Origin of the sequence: Sporosarcina koreensis, from assembly GCF_042655825.1 — a bacterium.
Taxonomy (GTDB): Bacteria; Bacillota; Bacilli; order Bacillales_A; family Planococcaceae; genus Sporosarcina; species Sporosarcina koreensis.
This window is the reverse complement of the sequence record NZ_JBHSNP010000002.1, coordinates 414563-433688: the sequence shown is the minus strand read 5'-3', so window position 1 is coordinate 433688 and position 19126 is coordinate 414563. Positions and strand designations below refer to the sequence as shown.

The following is a 19126-nucleotide window of genomic DNA, read 5'->3' as shown; positions in this document are numbered from 1 at the left end:
TAGTGTCCAGCTACAGGCGCCTTCCGTTTTTCGTTAATGACTAACAATGAATTCCTCAAACTTGATTCTTTCAGAACCATCCATTTCGACGGTCATCAATGTACCCTCTTCCTCATACTCCGTCTTCTTCACATTCGCCTTATCATTCAAATAGGACACGACGTCCCCGCGGTCGAACGGAACGAGCAATTTGCAAGTGATGTATTGTTCGAAGATTTTCTTCTTAATCAACTCCAGCAGTTCATCCAAGCCTTCCGCCTCTTTGGCTGAAATCCAGACGCTATCTGCAGTCTCTTTTGGATACGGAACTCCTGCAAGGTCAGCTTTGTTGTATACATTGATCGTCGTAATGTTTTCAACACCGACGTCATGCAGCGTTTCATTCGTCACTTCCATCATATAGCGGTATTCAGGATTGGAAACGTCAACGACATGCAGTAGGAGGTCCGCCCCTCGCGCCTCTTCCAATGTGGAACGGAACGCCTTGATCAAATGATGGGGAAGCTTTGATACGAAGCCGACCGTGTCCGTCAGCAGGAATTCCTTATTGTCGGCAAACTTCAAATGACGCACCGACGTATCAAGCGTCGCGAAAAGCATATTTTCTTCATATACCTGCTTCGTATTTTCCTCGTCCATCTTCCGCAGCAGTGCATTCATCAGCGTCGATTTGCCCGCATTCGTATAGCCGACAATCGATACGACCTGAATGCCGCTTTTCTTCCGTTGTTTCCGCTGTGTATCGCGCCGGTCGCGTACATGCTCGAGATCTCTTCGAAGCTTCGAAATCTGGTCTTCGATTTTCCGGCGATCGAGCTCAAGCTTCGTCTCCCCTGCCCCCTTGTTCTGGAAGCCTCCGCCCGTTCCGCCGCCTTGCCTGCTCAAAGATGCGCGCAAACCGACGAGCCGAGGAAGTGTGTATTGGAGCTGTGCCAATTCGACTTGCATCCTCGCCTCATGGGTCCGTGCCCGTCTTGCGAAAATGTCGAGGATAAGCATCGTCCGGTCAATGACCTTCACTTCGAGCTCCTGTTCCAAGTTGCGGATTTGGGACGGGGAAAGCTCATCATTGAAAATGATCAAATTGGCTTCCGTCTCTTCGTAAAACCGCTTAATTTCTGCGATTTTCCCTTTTCCGACATACGTGGTCGGGTGCCTGCGCTCCAAGTTTTGCGTCACCGTGCCGACGACGTTCACATCGATGGCTTCCGCCAAGTTTTTCAATTCTTCCATTTCATATTCAAAATGCTCATCGTTCTGTTCCTGCACTCCGACAAGAACCGCATATTCCACTAATATGTCCATTAAAAAACCCCTTTCTTTACCGTATAACAACTTCCTGTAGCCGATTTTTCCCGCCCTCTTGTTGAACGAACTTCAAACGGACATCCCCTATCATGATGTCATTCGAATCCCCGACCTTCTGCGAAAGGAGCACTGCCCATTCTCCGGTATCCCGAAGCGGATCTTCGACAGCGAAAATACACTCGCGGATTTCAAGCTCCTCATTCTCAGCAGTCAATATCCCTTCCGCACGCAGCTGCTCAAAACGGATTTCTTCAGGCGTTTCCCACTCTATGAAAAAAGGATACGGCAGCTCATCGGAAACGGGCTGATCGACAAATAGAATTTTCCACTTCTTCAATTCTCCGCTGCCCGTCCGACGCTCTGCATTCAATACACCGGAAGTCGCGAACCCTTTGTTTGTAATATCCTCATTAAATTGCTCAATATCGGTTACGGATAAACATATTGTGCCCCATCCGTCCTTCTCCTTCAAATCATGCAACAGCAATCGGGTCAACGGATGGTCCACTTGCGCGGCAAATTCGGGGCGCTCCACGGATAGCCATTCCACATATGCATTTTTCACATACATCAACGCATTATGCGTCCCCCAGTGTTCATGCCTGCCGCCGACGACGGTATGTGAGCCTTCATTTTTTTGCTCTTCAACAATTTCATCAGGACTTTTTGATGTGAAATAAACAACATGATCAAGCTTCATCTGATTCATCCCCCTCTTATTAATACATTACCATATCCAAAAAAATACGACCTCCGCTACAGTTGCAGGAGGTCGTTTCCATTATCTTTCTTTTTTCAATAAAACCATTGCGTCATAGAATTCCTTGTCGATTTCCGCATTCGGGCGGTATGTCATCAAGCTGACGAAATACGCGACGACTAAACAGATAACAAAGCCCGGTACGATTTCATAAAGCGTATCCGACAGCGCGTCAATGCTACCCCAAATACCGACAGTGATCGCACCTGCCACCATTCCCCATAATGCGCCAGTCGAAGTCAGCTTGCGCCAGAAAAGGGATAGGAGGATAATCGGTCCAAATGCACCTCCGAAGCCGGCCCATGCAAATGATACAAGCTTTAGTATTGATTCATTGTTTGGCCAGGCGAGCGCCATTGCAATTAGAGAAACGACGAGTACAGCCATTCTTCCAAGGAAGACATATTGCTTATCTGTCGCATCCGACTTGATGATCGCCTTGTATAAGTCTTCAATAAGGGCTGATGAAGTGACGATCAACTGCGAAGAGATCGTACTCATAATAGCGGCAAGAACCGCTGCAAGCATGATTCCTGCTATAAACGGATGGAAAATGACCTGCCCTAATGCAATGAACACTGTTTCCGGATCGACCAACTCGGAGCCTGCGTTTTGCTGGTAATAGGCAATCCCCACCAGCGCAGTAGCGATAGCACCGAACAAGCTCAACGCCATCCAACCGATTCCGATCCGGCGTGCGCTTTTCGTCTCCTTCACCGATTTGATCGCCATGAAACGGACGATAATATGCGGCTGACCAAAATAGCCGAGCCCCCAAGCAACAGAAGATATGACTCCTGCTATCGTGGCCCCTTTTATAAGACTAAGCCTGGAAGGATCGACTTCTCTGATGCTGGCAGCTGTTTCCGCGAAACCGCCTGTTAATGTCAAACCGATAATCGGAACTAATAATAGAGCGAAAAACATCGTGAGCCCTTGTACGAAATCCGTATAACTGACGGCCAGAAATCCTCCGAATAGCGTATAGGCGATGACGACCGCGGAAACAATCAACATTCCTGAATGATAATTGAGTCCGAATGAACTCATAAAGAATTTTCCGCCGGCAACCATGCCTGAAGAGACATAGAATGTGAAGAAAACAAGAATGATAATTCCGGAAGCGATCCGTAGAAGTCGCGACTTATCTTTCAACCGGCTTTCCAAATAGCTCGGAATCGTAATCGAGTCGCTTGATACTTGTGTATAGACGCGAAGTCTTGGTGCGACGAGGAGCCAGTTCAAATACGCACCTACTGTCAAACCGATGGCAATCCAAGCTTCCGTCAGCCCGACTGCATATATGGCCCCCGGAAGACCCATGAGCAGCCAACCCGACATATCTGCCGCGCCAGCACTCAGTGCAGTGACTGCAGGTCCGAGCGAACGCCCACCAAGCATGTAATCATTCAAATTTGTCGTTTTCCTGTATGCATACCAGCCGATGAAGAGCATGGCCACCATATACACAACAATGGCAATCAATTGATAAAAATCACTGGACACAAGTTTTCCCTCCCATATTCATTTTTCTTTATAATAACATTCTTTTATCAATTAAAAACGATTTTTTAAAAATCATTTCATTATTTCTAAAAGGGAGCTGACGAAACAAATTCATATCATTTCCTACACATTTCCCGGGAAATGTGCATCGTTCGACAACTGGAATAATTCCAATTGAAAGGCGTTTAAGCGAGCCGGAAAAGGGAATTGTCTACGTAAGGAGGCGACTCTCATGCCGTGGACGAAAAACGACTATCCTGATTCATTCAAAAATCTTGAGCCTGACGTTCGAAATAAGGCAATCGAAATAGCAAATGCATTATTACGAGAAGGAAATGAAGAAGGCCGTGCGATCTCCATTGCGACTGCAAAAGCGAGGGAATACGTGCATGGCGATAGTGCCAACCGACCAAAATACGAGGCGAAAGCACGCAACGAGGACTGGATTCTCATGAAAGAAGGCGGCGAACGTGCAATTTTCAAGGAGGACACAAAGGATGATCTACTTGATAAAGCCAAACCGTATGTCAATGATCATAACGGAATCCTAGCCGTCTACCATGCTGACGGATCACTCGAATCGACGTTATACGAATGATTTCGCAACTCCAGTTAAGATGAGCTTAAATGTTCTTTCCATACAAAGCTGCAAATAAATAAACAGGCGAGGGATTTACATTTCCCCCGCCTGTTGCTTTTTACATTTGATGACTCAAAGATTCAGCAATCGACATTTCACGAAGTTTGAATTTCTGGATTTTCCCTGATGCGGTCATTGGATATTCGTCAATGAATTTAATGTACCTCGGAATTTTATGGTACGAAATATTACCTTGACAAAATGACCGGACAGCTTCCTCGTCAATGGCTGCTCCCTTTTTCGGAATGATCCATGCCATCAATTCCTCACCGTATTTAGGGTCCGGCACCCCGACGATTTGAACATCCGATATACCAGGATGTTTATAAAGGAACTCTTCCACTTCACGTGGATAGATGTTTTCCCCACCGCGGATGATGACGTCTTTTATTCGTCCCGTAATGTCTATATAGCCATCTTCATCCATGACGGCGATGTCCCCTGTACGGAGCCAGCCATCTTCATCAATCGCCTCGCGCGTCGCTTCCGCATTATTATAATAGCCTTTCATCACGTGATAGCCGCGCGTGCACAGTTCACCCGGACTACCGACAGGCATCTCGTCACCTGTCAACGGATCGATGATTTTCACTTCGACAAAAGGATGCGGTTTTCCGACAGTGGATACACGCTTTTCAATCGGATCATCGGTTTGCGTCTGGGTAATGACAGGTGATGCTTCCGTCTGTCCGTAGCAAATTGTAATTTCATCCGCACCCATGTCGTGGATCACTTGCTTCATCACTTCAATCGGACAAGTAGAGCCCGCCATGATGCCGGTCCGCAATGTCGACGTATCGAATTTCTTGAAGTCAGGATGATTCAATTCGGCAATGAACATCGTCGGCACCCCGTTAAGGGCCGTACATTTCTCATCCTGCACCGCCTCTAGTACGCGGAGGGCGTCAAACTGCTCGAGGATGACCATTGTCGAACCGTGCGTCACCGCTGCCAAATTGCTCAATACCGCACCGAAGCAATGGAAGAATGGCACGGGAATGCAAAGACGGTCTTTCTCCGTCAATTTCATGAAATCTCCAATGATTTTTGCGTTGTTCACAATATTGTTGTGCGTCAACATGACGCCTTTTGGAAATCCGGTCGTCCCGGACGTATATTGAATATTGATAACATCATCAGGAGACAGACTCTTCTCCCGCTCCGTCAACTCTTCATCCGTAATGCCTTCAGCGTGGGCAAGGAATTCCGACCATTTATAGATCCCGGATTCCTCCCGATTCGACATAAGAATGACTCTTTTCAATTTAGGCAGCTTTTCGGTGGTAACCACACCGCCTTTGCTATCCATCAATTCTGGACAAATGGAGCGGATAATGTCGATATAGCACGTCCCTTTGAACCCTTCATCCAGAATAAGCGTTGTCGCGTCCGATTGTTTCAGTAAATATTCGAGCTCGTTCGCTTGGTAATTCGTATTCACCGTAACGAGGACAGCCCCCATTTTCCCCGTAGCAAACTGACTCAGCAACCATTGCGGTTTGTTATCGGACCAAATGGCGATATGCTCCCCGCGCTGGATTCCCATCCCGATGAATGCCTTCGCCAGCTCATCTGTCTCTCGGTCAAACTCTTCATATGTCCTTCTTATACCATGTTCCGGATATACATAGGCCCCTTGCTCCGGCAACGCTTTCGCCCAATCCCTTACGACCTCGCCAACCGTTTTACTCAACAAAGACATTCATCTAACCCCTTTCTATGAATCTATAGTTATTTACATATTATCACAAAATTCAGAAGGTGTCTTAGGCATTTCAATTCAAAAAAAGCCGTTCCGCCAATTAGGCAAAACGACTTAATAACCTTATTCCACGGGGAAAACACGTCCCCTTTCATCCTTGTAAACAACGTGATTGCGCTCGAATTTTGTCGGAGAATCGAGCCCCGCAGCTGCTGCAATCCGGAACAAACCTTCACGCATCGTCAAAATATAATTCGTGACACGGAATTTCTTCTCCTCGACGACAAGTCCTCTTTGCAGGTTTTTATCTGTCGTCGCTACACCCGCTGGACACTCATTCGTGTGGCACCGCTCAGCCATGATGCAGCCGACCGAAATCATGAAGCCACGGGCAATTTGGACAAGATCCGCGCCCATCGCCAAAGCGATTGCAGCTTTGTCAGGCGTCGTAATCTTCCCTGAAGCGATGACCTTCACTTGGTCACGCACTTCATACTTCCGAAGTGCATCATCCAATAAGACGAGCGCCGACTTGAGCGGCAATCCGACACTGTCCGCCAAATCCTGATACGTCGCCCCAGATCCCCCTTCCGCTCCATCCAACGAAATGAAGTCAGGTCCTTTGCCGGTTTCATGCATGAACGATGCAAGCTCTTCCGCATCCTCCTTGCCACCGATGACGATTTTAATCCCGACCGGCTTTCCGCCACGGTCCCTGATCTGTTCAATAAAATCAAACAACGTCGGATAATCGGAAAACTGCTTGAAACGGTTAGGACTGTTGATTGTTGTATACGGGACGACATTCCGGATCTTTGCGATCTCCTCCGTCACTTTCTCACCTTCAACGTGGCCTCCCCGCATTTTTGCACCTTGTGCCATCTTGATTTCAAAAGCTTTCACTTGCGGAATTTCCGCCTTTTCCCGGAGACGCTCCCAGCTGAACTCCCCTTCCTCCGTGCGGTAACCGAATAACCCAGAACCGATTTGCGCTATGATATGGGCATCCCCCGCCAAATGGTAAGGGGACAGTCCGCCCTCCCCTGTATTCATCCACGCCTCTTTCGCCATGCCGATCCCTTTCGACAACGCGGTAATGGCATTTTCCCCAAGTGCTCCGTAACTCATAGCAGATTGGCCGAGGAGGCTCCTGACATGGAAAGGATGCTCGCAGTTCGGTCCGATGACAATTGCATCCTCTTCAGGCAACAACCAAGGAAGTGCCGGGATTTCCTCCCGATGCTCCTTCCTTGAGAATAGATTATCCTCATCGACACGATAGCGCATCGTATTGATCAATTCATCATTATCAACGCGCATTTCTTCATTCTGCTTCGTAAACAGCGCGTTGCGGATGTAATAGCCCGCCTCTTCAAAATTACGTTTTGAGCCGAAGCCGATAATGCTGTTCAAATACTTCCCGGGCAGCACCATATGCAAATATTCTTCCCGGTTGAAAGGCTTCCCTTCATGGTCCGCATTGAATAAATATTGTCGCAGCTCAGGTCCTGTCTTTTCCAACACATATCGCATCCGTCCAAGGACAGGATAATTCCGGAGAATCGCATGCTGCTTCTGTCGTTTGTCATAAAAATAAAGATAGATAGCGATTGAAATAGGAATGATGACTAAAATAAGGACGAGCAATGTCGTCGTCAACGATATACCTTCAAACCAATCCATGAGGACACCCCTTTTCTAAGCGTTACGAGTAGTGTACCATGAACATATTCACACAATATAGAATAAACAAATATTCTGGAGGGAACCATATGGTCATCGAATTATTGACATCACACGCTTCCGTACGGAAATACAAGGACATTCCACTTTCAAAGGAGGACGTCCGGGAACTGGTCCATGCAGGCCAGCATGCCGCGAGCTCCCATTTCGTCCAAGCCTACTCCGTCATTCACGTAACCAATCAGGAAAAACGGGAACAACTGGCTGAACTGTCGAAGAATAAAAGGCAGTTCCTTTCTGCCGGCGCAGTACTGATCTTCTGTGCAGATTACTGCCGATTGGCAAAAGCCGCAGCATTGCATGATAAGGAAATCGATTATTCCCATGCTGAAAATGTCCTCGTCGGCTCCATCGACGTTGCACTCTTCGCCCAAAACGTCGCCATTGCGGCAGAGTCAAAAGGATACGGCATCTGCTATATCGGAGGCATCCGCAACGCCCCGGAGGAAATCAGCGAGCTATTAGAACTTCCGGACGGCGTAGCGCCGATGTTCGCCATGTCGATCGGCGTCCCTGACGAAGCGAACGAAGTGAAACCGAGATTGCCAGTGGAAGCGATCATTCATGAGAACAGCTATGACGCTGCCAAATACGATGAAATTGTTCCAGCTTACGATCAAACGATGCACGACTATTACCTTAATCGCGGGTCGAATCAGAAGGATACCGCATGGTCCGTGCAAATGGCCGACTTCCTCGCCGCACCGAGACGGACGTATATGAAAGAATTCTTGGCGAAACGCGGATTTACGTTTAAATGAAGAACTGAACGGTTGAGTCGCGCATAAAACGTTCCAAAAGCGCATAAATCCATTTATTCACGCATAAAACGTTTTTTTCACGCATAAACTTGCAGAAAAACTCATAAATCGTCAAAAGCACGCATAAATTGAAATTTCCACTCATAAACTGGATTCACTTCAGGGGATTGGTCAAAAGCCAGTCCCTTGTTGTATTCTTATAAGTACATATTTGTACGAAGAGAGGTCCAGCATTATGCAGTTTGAAGAACTAGTCGATGAAATCGACCGCCGAATCCAGGAAGGGACGTTCATCTACGGGACAATCAGTCAGCCGCGCTACAAATCAGCAGGCTTGCAGAAAGTGAAACTGAAGCCTGTAGAAATCAAGAAAGAAGTCCATATTCAATTTGAATATCACTACGAACGCATTTTGAAACATGAAAATATAAAAATTCCAGACGTCCAGCCAGTTCTCCGTCAATTATTGGAGCAATTCAAGCAGATGCAGGCAGAGTTCACGGATGAGAAAGTTCATATCCAGCTGACAAAAAAGTTCAAAGTTTCGTGGAAAGGCGAGAAGGCGGCGTCAACGAAGAAAGTCGACTTGTCGCATAATCGGAAAAAGAATTATCTCTTGGACGATGAAACTCCTTATCCTTTCCTCATCCGCCTTGGCGTGCAATCGGCGGAAGGAAAAGTGAAGAAGCAGAAATACGATAAGTTCCGGCAAATCAACCGCTTCGTCGAATTCATCGATGACGCACTCGTCCACTTGCCGAAAGACCGTCCTGTCCGTATTTTGGACTTCGGTTCCGGTAAATCCTATTTGACGTTTGCCCTCTATCACTATTTGCACATCGAAAAAGGATTGGACATCCGGGTGACAGGGCTCGATTTGAAAAAGGAAGTTATTGAGGAATGTAATCTGATTGCCAAAGATCTAGGCTATGAACAACTTGAATTCCTTGTCGGTGATATTAACGACTATAACGAAGAAACGTCCGTCGACATGGTCGTCACTTTGCATGCATGCGATGTTGCAACAGATATGGCGTTGGCGCGCGCTGTCAAATGGGGAGCTGAAGTCATTTTGAGCGTCCCTTGCTGCCAGCATGAACTATTCTCGCAAATCCAGTCGCCTGCGCTTGACGTCATGCTCCAGCATGGGTTAATCAAAGAGCGCTTCTCAGCTCTTGCGACAGACTCCATCCGTGCTGAACTCCTGACGCTTGTCGGCTACGACGCCCAGTTGCTTGAGTTCATTGATATGGAGCATACACCGAAGAATATTTTGATACGCGCTTATAAAACAGGCAAGAAACCGTCAACGGAATCCGTTGGAAAGTATGAAGCGTTTCGGGATTTACTGAACGCAAAGCCGTTCCTAGAACGTGAATTAAAAGAAGCCGGGTACTTACAATAAATAAAACCGCCCCTGATTTCCTCAGGCTGGCGGTTTCTTTATTGTTATATAGATAATAATTCCTCTTGCGTGCGAATGAAACCATTGAAGATTTTTAAATCGGCCTCATATGCGGCACGATATGTCGAAAGGCTATGCACTTTCACATTCTCAAAGGTGTCCCCATCGACAATTTCGAAAAAGCTGTTCAATAGTTCGGCATTGGCCCAGGCAGTTTCTTCGAAGGCGATGTCTGCTTCATGTTCCTCAATTACCATCGTCATGAACGGCAGATCGGTCGGCCGTTTTTCGGCAGCGGCTTGTTTTTTCATTATGATGATTTCTTTTGTTCGGCCGAGAGAGTTTAGTAAGGCTTGGCGATCCATCGCATGGCCAAGCTCGTGGATGGTTAACACGCGAAGATATGTTTCCAGTGGCATCGGTTCGGGGAGTTCTTGGCAAGCTTTTTGTACACGGGCAATGTCGACAATCACTTCATCCTTGATGAAATCATACATCATATTGACGCCTGTACTCTCCTGCTTCAGCTCCACATCCATGTATACGGCACGGATGGTCGATTCGATCATAGCGACGATTTGCGATTCCGTCATTCGTTCTATCATTCTCTTTCCCTGACACCCTTTACTGTTAAGTTTCTATCTATGTTAGCCAAATTGGCATGTATCTTTTTCATTCAGGAGCTTTTCACAAGCAACTTTTTCATTATAAATAAATAACGGCTATTTTTCAATAGAAAAATCCCAACTTACACCAAATTGTCAAAAACCTGCTAACTGACTAAGTTGGCAGGTCACATTTTTCATTCCAGACCGACATCCAAAAATACATATCCATCCCGCTTATGCCGTCCCTTAAACTCGATCGGTACTCGTTTCTTGAAAATCGGCCCATCGACGACAACGGTATGGAATTCCCCCGATTCTCCGCATGAATCGATTCCGAGGGATTCCAGTTCATCCATCAATTCAATTGTGAATTCACGCCCGATGAAATCTGCCGGCATCATTTTCGTATTAACGACAACAATATATGCCTCAAAACCTGCGTTAACGAATTCCTCCAACAGCTTCCGTCGAGGTTCCAACCATAGGGGGTGAATCGCCTTCATACCGACTTTGGCGCATGCCGTTTGCACCCATGTCAAATGATCTTCAAGATCGATATCCCCGAAAACCCCATTCGGGATGCCTGCATCGACGCATTCTTTCATTGCATCTAAAAATCGCTCCTCATACCCATTCCAGTCAGCACCCCGGATCATCAAAGGCACACCGATGCTGCCCGCCTGCGCTTGGATAATTTCCAATGGCAATGCGTGAGATTTCGAACGCTCTTCATCTTCCTCGAACATCGTCCAAATCCGTTCCGGCACTCCCCCTGACTGAAGCGCGCGGTAATACGCCAGCGCCGAGTCCTTCCCGCCACTCCACGAAGCGACAAATGATTCTTTATTCATTTGAACATGCCCCCCTACGATATAGTAATAAAATCATAGCATAGTCTTGGAAAACTATTTTCACGTATCAACCGTCCATACTAGTGAGACGTGATCGCGATACGTTATTTTTAGAGAAGGTGACCCGATTGTCATGACAAAAGATGAGAAATTCGAATTGGCGGAAAAATATATTGTAGAAAATCAACAAGCCTATTATCGCCTTGCATTCAGTTATGTGAAAAATAAGGAGAATGCGCTTGATATTGTGCAGGAAGCCATCTTTAAAGCACTCCGATCCATTGACCGGCTCGACGAAGTGAACTATTTGAAGACATGGCTATACAGAATTGTCGTCAACACCTCCATTGATTTCATTCGCAAACATCAGCGGGTGTCCATAATGGAAGACGATATGTTGGAAAGCCATTTACCGGCTTCGGAAAATGAGATGAGTGATCTGGATTTACAGGAAGCGGTCGATCAACTGCCGCCTACGTACAAAACAATTATCATCCTGCGGTTTTTCGAGGATTTGAAAATCGATGAAATTGCCGAAATCACCGGAGACAACGTCAATACGGTGAAGACACGGCTATATTCCGCGCTGCGGAAATTGCGTGTTGAAATGGGAGAGGAGCAAGTGTATGAGTAAAATGGATAAATTGAAGAAGGATTATGAGGACATTGATATTCCTGAAGAATTGGATAGCCTGGTGAGGGCTTCCATACAGAAAGCGCAAATGAAGCGTACAAAGAAACGTCCGGTTTTTAGGAACAGCTTCATTGGCGCTGCAGCTGCGGCGGCACTTTTTATCGGCAGCATCAATGTCAGCCCAGCCTTCGCCAAATCAATGGCGAATGTGCCGATTTTAGGATCGATTGTGGAAGTGTTCACTGTTCAGCAATTAACAGTCGATGAAGACACTTATCAAGCAGACGTAACCACACCAATCATTACCGGATTAGAAGACGAAAAACTGCAAGCCGCTTTGAATGAAAAGTATGCAGAGGAAAACAAAGAGCTATTTGAGCAGTTCGAAAAGGAGATTGCGGAGTTAAAAGAAGCTGGCGGCGGTCATCTTGGAGTGGACGCAGGCTATGAGGTGCTGACCGATAACGATCGGATTCTTTCGATCATGCGCTATCAAGTGAATACGGTCGCTTCCTCATCGACGACGATGACGTACGACACGATCGATAAAATCGATAATGTCTTGATTACTCTGCCTAGCCTCTTCAAGGATGATTCGTATATCGAAACGATCAATTCCTATATCGCAGACGAGATGGAACGGCAGATGGCAGCAGATGAGAACATCTCTTATTTCATCAACGATGAGTATGGAGAAGGCTTTACGACGATTAAGCCTGATCAGAACTTCTACATTACAAACGACCAGAAGCTCGTCATTTCGTTTGATAAATATGAAGTTGCCCCTGGATATATGGGTGTCGTCACATTTGAAATCCCAACGGAAGTTGTGAAGGATCTGTTGGTGAGCGATCTATACATCCGATAATCGTTGAATCAAAAAAGTCCCCTACATTATCGTGTCGGGGACTTTCCTTATTCAGCCGCTTCCAGCGAGCAGCCGTTTATTCGCAATTCGTCAATCGTTTTCTTCAATTGCTTCAAATGGCATTTTTCGTACAAGCCGATGACGGGGAACCATTGTTCCAAAGGAATCAAGCCGAGGTTCGGATGCTTGAACGACTTTTCACGCAATTGGTCCTTGCAGCTGCCGTCGTAGACATCTAGCAAATAAATCCTGGAATTATGAAGCTCCTCTTTTATTTCAGCAATCGTTTTGTACGTATTTGTCGGGCGGGTTTGCAAAGGGAGTTCACCTTTGACGAGCAGGCTTCCTGAAAGGACGATCATTTTCTTGGAGGCTTTCGGGCTCGCCGGATTCTTCAATTCTCCCGATATTTTTGAAGCTATATATGTTTCCATCAATGCAAGATGCTCCAGAATCTGCTTCGGAGACCAGCCGCCTGTTGACGGTGTTCCGTTAAACTCTTCATCGGTCATCCCATCGATGGTTTGATAGATTTTTCTGCGGATTTTATTATTCCCCTCAAAAACCATTATATCTCTCCTCATGTAGAACGAATTAGGGGCTTTCAATTTACTCCCACAGCATACGACGTTTTGGAGAAAATTTAAAGTGATAGAAACATATTCAGAAAAATAAGATGTTGGTAATATTTGTAATTTGGATTATTTATGCGTGTTTGATAGGATTTATGCGTATCTAGGGGCATTTATGAGGCATTTTCGTGATTTATGCGTATGTGAAATGATATATGCGTCCTTGGAGCAATTTATGCGTCTTTCCCTGAGTTTATGCGCGGATCGTAAAAAACGCTCCATCCGAATGGGATGGAGCGGTGTTATTATGCAGGCATCGGCGTGTCTGTCGGTTCTGCGTAGCCTTCTTTGTATGTGTCATCGATGAATTCACGGATTTCCTTCATCGATTTGCCTTCTTGTTTCATTTGAACGGATTTAACTGCGATTTCCAGGCATACGAGGCAGCGTGTGCCGTGGTCGTCCCAGACGACAGATCCGTCTTTGCGTATTTCATCGACGAAGCAGTTCAAGTTGCTTCTGTGTCCTGCACTTTCACCGCAGCCGCAGTAGCATGGCATATAGGCGAGTACGTCCGAGGCGGATGCCGCCACTTGATACACGAGACGCATGTCTTCCGGTTTGTCATCCAAGAACTTCGGCAGGACTGCTGCGGATTCGGTCACTTCCTGCAAATCGCCATTCGGCAAGTGTTTTTCATGGCCCACTTCCAAATGTTCATCTTCCGAGTGCTGCTGCGCCTTGTTACCGCAAGCAGAAAGGACAAGCATCAGTATAAGCATGAAAGGCATGATTTTCTTCATTCATGTCGACTCCTTTTAAGTTCCTTGTCCTTCCATCATAGCGGAAATCCGCTTGGAGTAGGTTACAACTTTGTGGACATTGCGGCGCGGATATTATCCTTCTGCTTGATCCAGTGGCGAATGCCTTTCCCGGCTAGCGGTTCGTCCGCAAACCGGGGGATGACATGCAGATGGGCGTGCGGAATAGACTGCCCGCCCACTTCGCCTGTATTCCAGCCAACCGAATAGCCTTCGTGATCATAACGCTCTTCCAAATAGGTCTTCGCTTTTAACAGAAGCTCCTGCGTATCCCGCCACTCTTCAGCTGTTAATGAAAACACATCGGCCGCATGCCGTTTCGGTATGATTAAGCCGCTGCCTTCCAACACTGTTTGCTCGGAAGGTTTTTGGATATACACGCAAGTCTCTGTTTCAAAAATGATTTGCTGCTCGGAATCCGCGGTCAAGTTGCAGTATGGGCAATTTTCCACGTACATGTTAACGCCCGATCATCTTCGAAGGATCGACGTATTCATCGAATTGTTCCGCCGTCAATAGACCGGTTTTGAGCGCCGCTTCCTTCAATGTCGTGCCTTCCTTATGGGCTGTCTTCGCGATTTTCGCTGCGTTTTCATAACCGATATACGGATTCAATGCCGTTACAAGCATGAGCGAGTTTTTCACTTTGTTATCAATCTCTTCCCGGTTCGGTTCGATGCCGACCGCGCAATTGTCGTTGAAGCTGCGCATTCCGTCTGCAAGAAGCTTTGCAGATTGCAGGAAGTTGTAGATGATGACCGGCTTGAAGACGTTCAATTCGAAGTTTCCTTGACTCGCAGAAAATCCGATTGTTGCATCATTCCCCATCACTTGTGCAACGACCATTGTAAGAGCTTCACTTTGCGTCGGGTTGACCTTGCCCGGCATGATGGAGCTTCCCGGTTCATTTTCCGGAATGGTGATTTCGCCGATCCCTGAACGCGGGCCGCTTGCTAACCATCTGACATCGTTCGCGATTTTCATCAAATCCGCTGCAAGGGCCTTCATCGCACCATGTGTATAAACGACTTCGTCATAGCTCGTCAGCGCGTGGAATTTATTTTCAGCTGATGTGAAAGCAATGCCGACCGACTTTGATATTTCTTCAGCAACTTTCTCTCCGAATCCTTTCGGTGCATTCAAGCCCGTGCCGACCGCGGTTCCACCGATAGCAAGTTCTTTCATCGATTGGACGCTGTCATTCAGCATTTTTTCCGTCTTTTCAAGCATGCGATGCCAGCCGCTGATTTCCTGGCCCAACGTGAGCGGCGTCGCGTCTTGCAGATGCGTACGGCCAATCTTGATGATGTCCATGAATTCATCCGATTTCTTGCCGAGGGTTTCTTTCAACTCTTTCAATGAAGGAAGCAATTCACGTTCCACCGCGATAACGCCTGCGACGTGCAAAGCTGTCGGGAATGTATCGTTCGAGCTTTGAGATTTATTCACATCGTCGTTCGGATGCAGTCGTTCCTCTTCGCCCCATTCTTCTAACAGCTGGTTGCCGCGGTTCGCAAGCACTTCGTTCATGTTCATGTTCGATTGCGTTCCGCTGCCTGTTTGCCAGACGACGAGCGGGAAATGATCGTCCCATTTGCCTTCGATCACTTCTTCCGCAGCGGTCTTGATCGCTTTCATTTTCGCGTCAGATAGATTGCCGAAAGAGTTGCTCGCAATTGCTGCAGATTTTTTCAAATGGGCGAACGCACGGATGACGCCGAGCGGAATCCGTTCTCCGCCGATTTTGAAGTTCTGTTTGCTTCGCTGTGTTTGCGCGCCCCATAACTTATCCGCTGGTACTTTGATTTCTCCAAATGTGTCATGCTCGATACGATATTCCATGTTCCCTCCGCCTTTCACATATGAATAATTGATAACTCTCCTTCTATCATGCACCTTTTTTGAGTTGAAATAAAATGAAAAGACCCGGTTTTCCGAGTCTTTCAGATTCTTGCAAGTTTATTTTCCAGAAAGAGTTCTATAAATCTATCCACTACAGCCGGGTGAAATTGCGCCCCTTTTCCACTTTCCAATTCTGCAATCGCTTCTTCCGCCGTCATCGCCTGCTTGTAAACCCGCTCCGTTGTCATGGCGTCGTAAGCATCGACGACGGAGACGATGGCGGCCTCGATGGAGATTTCGTCCTCTTTCAAACCATAAGGATACCCTTTGCCATCATATCGTTCGTGATGCTGCTCGACGATGAACGCGGCATCTTTCAGCCATTCCACCGGGTGGGCCCGCATGATGTTGGCGCCGATCAAGGAATGCGATTTCATCGTTTCCCATTCTTCCGGCGTGAGCTTTCCGGGTTTATTCAAAATCTCGAGAGGAATCGCGAGCTTGCCGATATCGTGGAAGAAGGAACCCCACCGCAGCAATTTGAGGCTTTCTTTCGGCCGGTCCATCCGTTTCCACACTTCGATGGCGTATTGCCTGATCCGGTCGCAATGGTGATACGTATACCCGTCGACTTGCGAGACGGCATCCATCTCGTTTTGCAAGGTCAGCGTTTCGAAAAATAATTGCTCATAGAAGTCTGCATCCATTTTCATGAGGATTTCCGCGTCTGATGTGCCGTAAAACGTGACAACCTTGTCGTAACAGGAAGCGTCTAACGTTTCTCCGATTTCCATTTTCGTACGATTGCCGCGGTATTCGATTTCGACATTGCCGTCCAATAATGTATACGTTTCGACAATCGTATTCTCCGGGTTGTATTGGGCGCAGAACGATCCCCCTTCGCATACCGAAAAGAGGGCTTCCGCAACATTATTCCAACGTCCCATAAGAGTGATTTTTCCGGATGTCATCCGTAAAACAGGGTACTGGCCATCTGTTTGTCGTTGCGAGCAATTTCGGGTTTTTCCCATAGGCATCCTCCGTCAAGCAGATTTCGACTTCTTCCGATTGTTTCTCCCATTATAACGGAAAATGCCCGGGACTTCTACAATTCTTTTTGAATAAATAGAATATACTTTCTTTTAAATCTCCTGTCTCAACGCTTGAATGACATCAATTTTTGTTGCTTTACGCGCGGGACGCCAACCTGAAATCATTGCGACTGAAATGCTGATTGCTGATGCGATGACGACGAGCTGCCATGGAATGATGGAAAACGTGATATCCAAGCTTGCGAATTCCTCTTCCCCGAGCGCCGTAGAAACGATGATTGGCAAGACCATATTGGCGATGAAGCTGACGCCATACGAGATGATGACTGCGATGATGGTTCCTATGATACCAATCCATGCGCTCTCCATGAGGAACAGTCTTTGGATCAGTTTCGGGCTTGCACCGATCGCTTTCATGACCCCGATTTCGCGCGTCCGTTCTGTTACCGCCATTGTCATCGTGTTGAAAATTCCGATTGAGGCAATTAAGATTGCGATCGTACCAACGAAGACGAGACCCGCTTTGAATGCGAGGAAGAAAACATCAAGTTGTTCAAGCTGGTCGGCAATCGAATAAACTGAATATCCTTCGTCTTTGAGCGCCTTGCTTACGGCAGTGACGTTTTCCAGATTGTCCGCATAGACATTGACGTTTCCGTAGAATAATTCACTATTTTCGTCCTCAACGTGGTTGATGAAAATTTGATTCAACTCGGGCATGATTGCCGCGTCCGCATAAATGTTCGTGTCCATGAGCCAATCTTTCGCGGGCTCTTTTGCAATGCCGACGATAGTCATTCTTGTCTCTTCGGGAAACAGTTCATTCTTTTCATACAATCCCATTTTGTATGTGAACTGTTTGCCGATTAGTGGCTCCTTGTATGTTGAAGGTTCCGATGCCGCTTCGGCCGCTTTCTGCTCAAGCAGACTTTCTGCGAAATGACTGCCAACGACGACTTCGTGTTTATTCTCCGGCAGGCGGCCATCTTTTAGGGCGAAGCCCACTTTCTTTTCTTCTTGGAAATCTGTAACGGTCATCGTATTGTTGCCGGTATATCCGTCCAGTTCCGTTTGCTGATTAATACCTACAGACTGGCGGAAGACAACAGCCTTCACTTTGTCACGTTTTTTCAGCTCTTCCACTTTAGCCTGGTCCATCTCACTGGAATATACTTCAATCTGGTTCACCAACCGGTTATCGAGTATTTCTTTTCGCATTGTGTCGTGGATACCGAAGCCGACGGATGCAAGGACGATCAGGAATGCCGTTCCCATTGTTGCAGCTAAAATTGTCATGAAGACGCGCAGTTTATTCTTTTTAATATGCTGGCGGACGAAATCGATTTGATCGTTAAATTGCATGAACGACACCTCCTTCTGTTAATTCACCGTCGTGCATGCGGTACATGCGGTCGGCCGTTTCCGCCACCGTGTCGTCATGCGTAATGATGATGAATGTGATCCCACGGGATTTATTAAGTGATTGGATGAGGAGAAGGATGTCCTGCTCCGTCTCTGAGTCGAGGCTACCGGTAGGCTCATCCGCAAAGATGATCGGTGGATCGGTGACCAGCGCACGGGCAATGCTCACTCGCTGTTGCTGACCACCTGATAATTCATTCGGATAATGGTCTTGTACTTCGGTGAGTCCAACAAGCTGAAGAAGCTGTTTGACTTTTCGTCGGCGCTCCCTTTTAGTGACGCCCGCGAGTTTCAGAGGCAACTCCACATTTTCGAATGCCGTGAGACCCGGCATGAGCTGGAAATTCTGAAAGATGAAGCCGAAATGATCGAGGCGGAACTTTGCGCTCTCCGTCTCATTGAAGGCAGACGTCCGCGCGTTGCCGATTTGAATGATGCCGGCATCCGGTTTGAGAAATCCTGCCAATATATGAAGCAGTGTCGACTTCCCGGATCCACTTCGGCCGACAATCGATACGATTTCTCCTTCATTGATTTTGAACGACAGCCCTTTTAGCACCGGCACTTGCCGCTCCTTGCCTTTCTTTCCGATTTTGAATGAATGTGTCAATTCCTGAACGTGTATCATATA

The 19126-nt window shown here is 47.0% G+C and carries 19 protein-coding genes; 5 read left to right on the top strand and 14 right to left on the bottom strand.

The window, feature by feature from the left end:
* Window positions 1–33: 33 nt before the first annotated feature.
* The 3 genes from hflX to putP all read right to left on the bottom strand — a co-directional run bounded on the left by hflX (window position 34) and on the right by putP (window position 3574).
* The gene (gene hflX / locus ACFPTP_RS02285) at window positions 34–1305 is read right to left on the bottom strand and encodes a GTPase HflX (RefSeq protein ID WP_381441795.1); all 1272 of its coding nucleotides are present in this window, start codon (window positions 1303–1305) and stop codon (window positions 34–36) included.
* A gap of 16 nt (window positions 1306–1321) precedes the next feature.
* Window positions 1322–2008 (bottom strand): VOC family protein, encoded by a 687-nt coding sequence (locus ACFPTP_RS02280; protein WP_381441794.1) that lies wholly within the window; start codon window positions 2006–2008, stop codon window positions 1322–1324.
* Between the two features lie 81 nt (window positions 2009–2089).
* Window positions 2090–3574: a sodium/proline symporter PutP gene (gene putP / locus ACFPTP_RS02275; RefSeq protein WP_381441793.1), complete on the bottom strand. Its 1485-nt coding sequence runs from the start codon at window positions 3572–3574 to the stop codon at window positions 2090–2092.
* A gap of 232 nt (window positions 3575–3806) precedes the next feature.
* On the opposite strand from putP, the gene ACFPTP_RS02270 reads away from it, so the two are divergent.
* Entirely contained in the window at window positions 3807–4172 is a 366-nt protein-coding gene (locus tag ACFPTP_RS02270) for a DUF2188 domain-containing protein (protein ID WP_381441792.1), read from the top strand.
* 100 nt (window positions 4173–4272) lie between these two features.
* Here the strand turns inward: ACFPTP_RS02270 and ACFPTP_RS02265 are convergent, their stop codons facing one another.
* Together ACFPTP_RS02265 and ACFPTP_RS02260 are read right to left on the bottom strand one after the other, a co-directional pair.
* Window positions 4273–5916 carry an AMP-binding protein gene (locus tag ACFPTP_RS02265; RefSeq protein WP_381441791.1) on the bottom strand — a complete coding sequence of 548 codons (1644 nt, stop codon included), beginning with the start codon at window positions 5914–5916 and terminating at the stop codon, window positions 4273–4275.
* Window positions 5917–6039: 123 nt separating this feature from the next.
* Window positions 6040–7599, bottom strand: a complete 1560-nt coding sequence (locus ACFPTP_RS02260; protein ID WP_381441790.1) for an FMN-binding glutamate synthase family protein — start codon at window positions 7597–7599, stop codon at window positions 6040–6042.
* 89 nt (window positions 7600–7688) lie between these two features.
* On the opposite strand from ACFPTP_RS02260, the gene nfsA reads away from it, so the two are divergent.
* Complete coding sequence (gene nfsA / locus ACFPTP_RS02255; RefSeq protein WP_381441789.1) at window positions 7689–8420, top strand: oxygen-insensitive NADPH nitroreductase; 732 nt, start codon at window positions 7689–7691, stop codon at window positions 8418–8420.
* 235 nt (window positions 8421–8655) lie between these two features.
* Window positions 8656–9825, top strand: coding sequence for a class I SAM-dependent methyltransferase (locus ACFPTP_RS02250; protein WP_381441788.1), 1170 nt, complete (start codon window positions 8656–8658; stop codon window positions 9823–9825).
* Window positions 9826–9869: 44 nt separating this feature from the next.
* On the opposite strand, the gene ACFPTP_RS02245 is transcribed toward ACFPTP_RS02250, so the two are convergent.
* Both ACFPTP_RS02245 and ACFPTP_RS02240 read right to left on the bottom strand, forming a co-directional pair.
* Window positions 9870–10430 (bottom strand): integrase, encoded by a 561-nt coding sequence (locus tag ACFPTP_RS02245; RefSeq protein WP_381441787.1) that lies wholly within the window; start codon window positions 10428–10430, stop codon window positions 9870–9872.
* A 197-nt stretch (window positions 10431–10627) separates the two neighbouring features.
* Entirely contained in the window at window positions 10628–11284 is a 657-nt protein-coding gene (locus ACFPTP_RS02240) for a Dph6-related ATP pyrophosphatase (RefSeq protein WP_381441786.1), read from the bottom strand.
* A gap of 133 nt (window positions 11285–11417) precedes the next feature.
* Here ACFPTP_RS02240 and ACFPTP_RS02235 point away from each other — a divergent pair, with 133 nt between their 5' ends.
* Window positions 11418–11918 (top strand): RNA polymerase sigma factor, encoded by a 501-nt coding sequence (locus ACFPTP_RS02235; RefSeq protein WP_381441785.1) that lies wholly within the window; start codon window positions 11418–11420, stop codon window positions 11916–11918.
* The gene (gene rsiV, locus ACFPTP_RS02230; protein WP_381441784.1) at window positions 11911–12786 is read left to right on the top strand and encodes an anti-sigma-V factor RsiV; all 876 of its coding nucleotides are present in this window, start codon (window positions 11911–11913) and stop codon (window positions 12784–12786) included. The genes ACFPTP_RS02235 and rsiV overlap by 8 nt, the downstream gene beginning before the upstream one ends.
* A 47-nt stretch (window positions 12787–12833) precedes the next feature.
* On the opposite strand, the gene ACFPTP_RS02225 is transcribed toward rsiV, so the two are convergent.
* From ACFPTP_RS02225 to ACFPTP_RS02195, 7 genes are all read right to left on the bottom strand, one after another.
* Window positions 12834–13355: a DinB family protein gene (locus ACFPTP_RS02225; protein WP_381441783.1), complete on the bottom strand. Its 522-nt coding sequence runs from the start codon at window positions 13353–13355 to the stop codon at window positions 12834–12836.
* 308 nt (window positions 13356–13663) lie between these two features.
* On the bottom strand, window positions 13664–14161 hold the full coding sequence (locus tag ACFPTP_RS02220; RefSeq protein ID WP_381441782.1) for a PCYCGC motif-containing (lipo)protein: 498 nt from the start codon (window positions 14159–14161) through the stop codon (window positions 13664–13666).
* Window positions 14162–14223: 62 nt separating this feature from the next.
* On the bottom strand, window positions 14224–14637 hold the full coding sequence (locus ACFPTP_RS02215; RefSeq protein WP_381441781.1) for an HIT family protein: 414 nt from the start codon (window positions 14635–14637) through the stop codon (window positions 14224–14226).
* A 1-nt stretch (window position 14638) separates the two neighbouring features.
* Entirely contained in the window at window positions 14639–16021 is a 1383-nt protein-coding gene (gene fumC, locus ACFPTP_RS02210) for a class II fumarate hydratase (RefSeq protein WP_381441780.1), read from the bottom strand.
* A 101-nt stretch (window positions 16022–16122) separates the two neighbouring features.
* Window positions 16123–17052: an HD-GYP domain-containing protein gene (locus tag ACFPTP_RS02205; RefSeq protein ID WP_381441779.1), complete on the bottom strand. Its 930-nt coding sequence runs from the start codon at window positions 17050–17052 to the stop codon at window positions 16123–16125.
* Window positions 17053–17163: 111 nt separating this feature from the next.
* Complete coding sequence (locus tag ACFPTP_RS02200; RefSeq protein WP_381441778.1) at window positions 17164–18435, bottom strand: ABC transporter permease; 1272 nt, start codon at window positions 18433–18435, stop codon at window positions 17164–17166.
* Window positions 18425–19123 (bottom strand): ABC transporter ATP-binding protein, encoded by a 699-nt coding sequence (locus ACFPTP_RS02195; RefSeq protein WP_381441777.1) that lies wholly within the window; start codon window positions 19121–19123, stop codon window positions 18425–18427. The genes ACFPTP_RS02200 and ACFPTP_RS02195 overlap by 11 nt, the downstream gene beginning before the upstream one ends.
* Window positions 19124–19126: the final 3 nt, after the last annotated feature.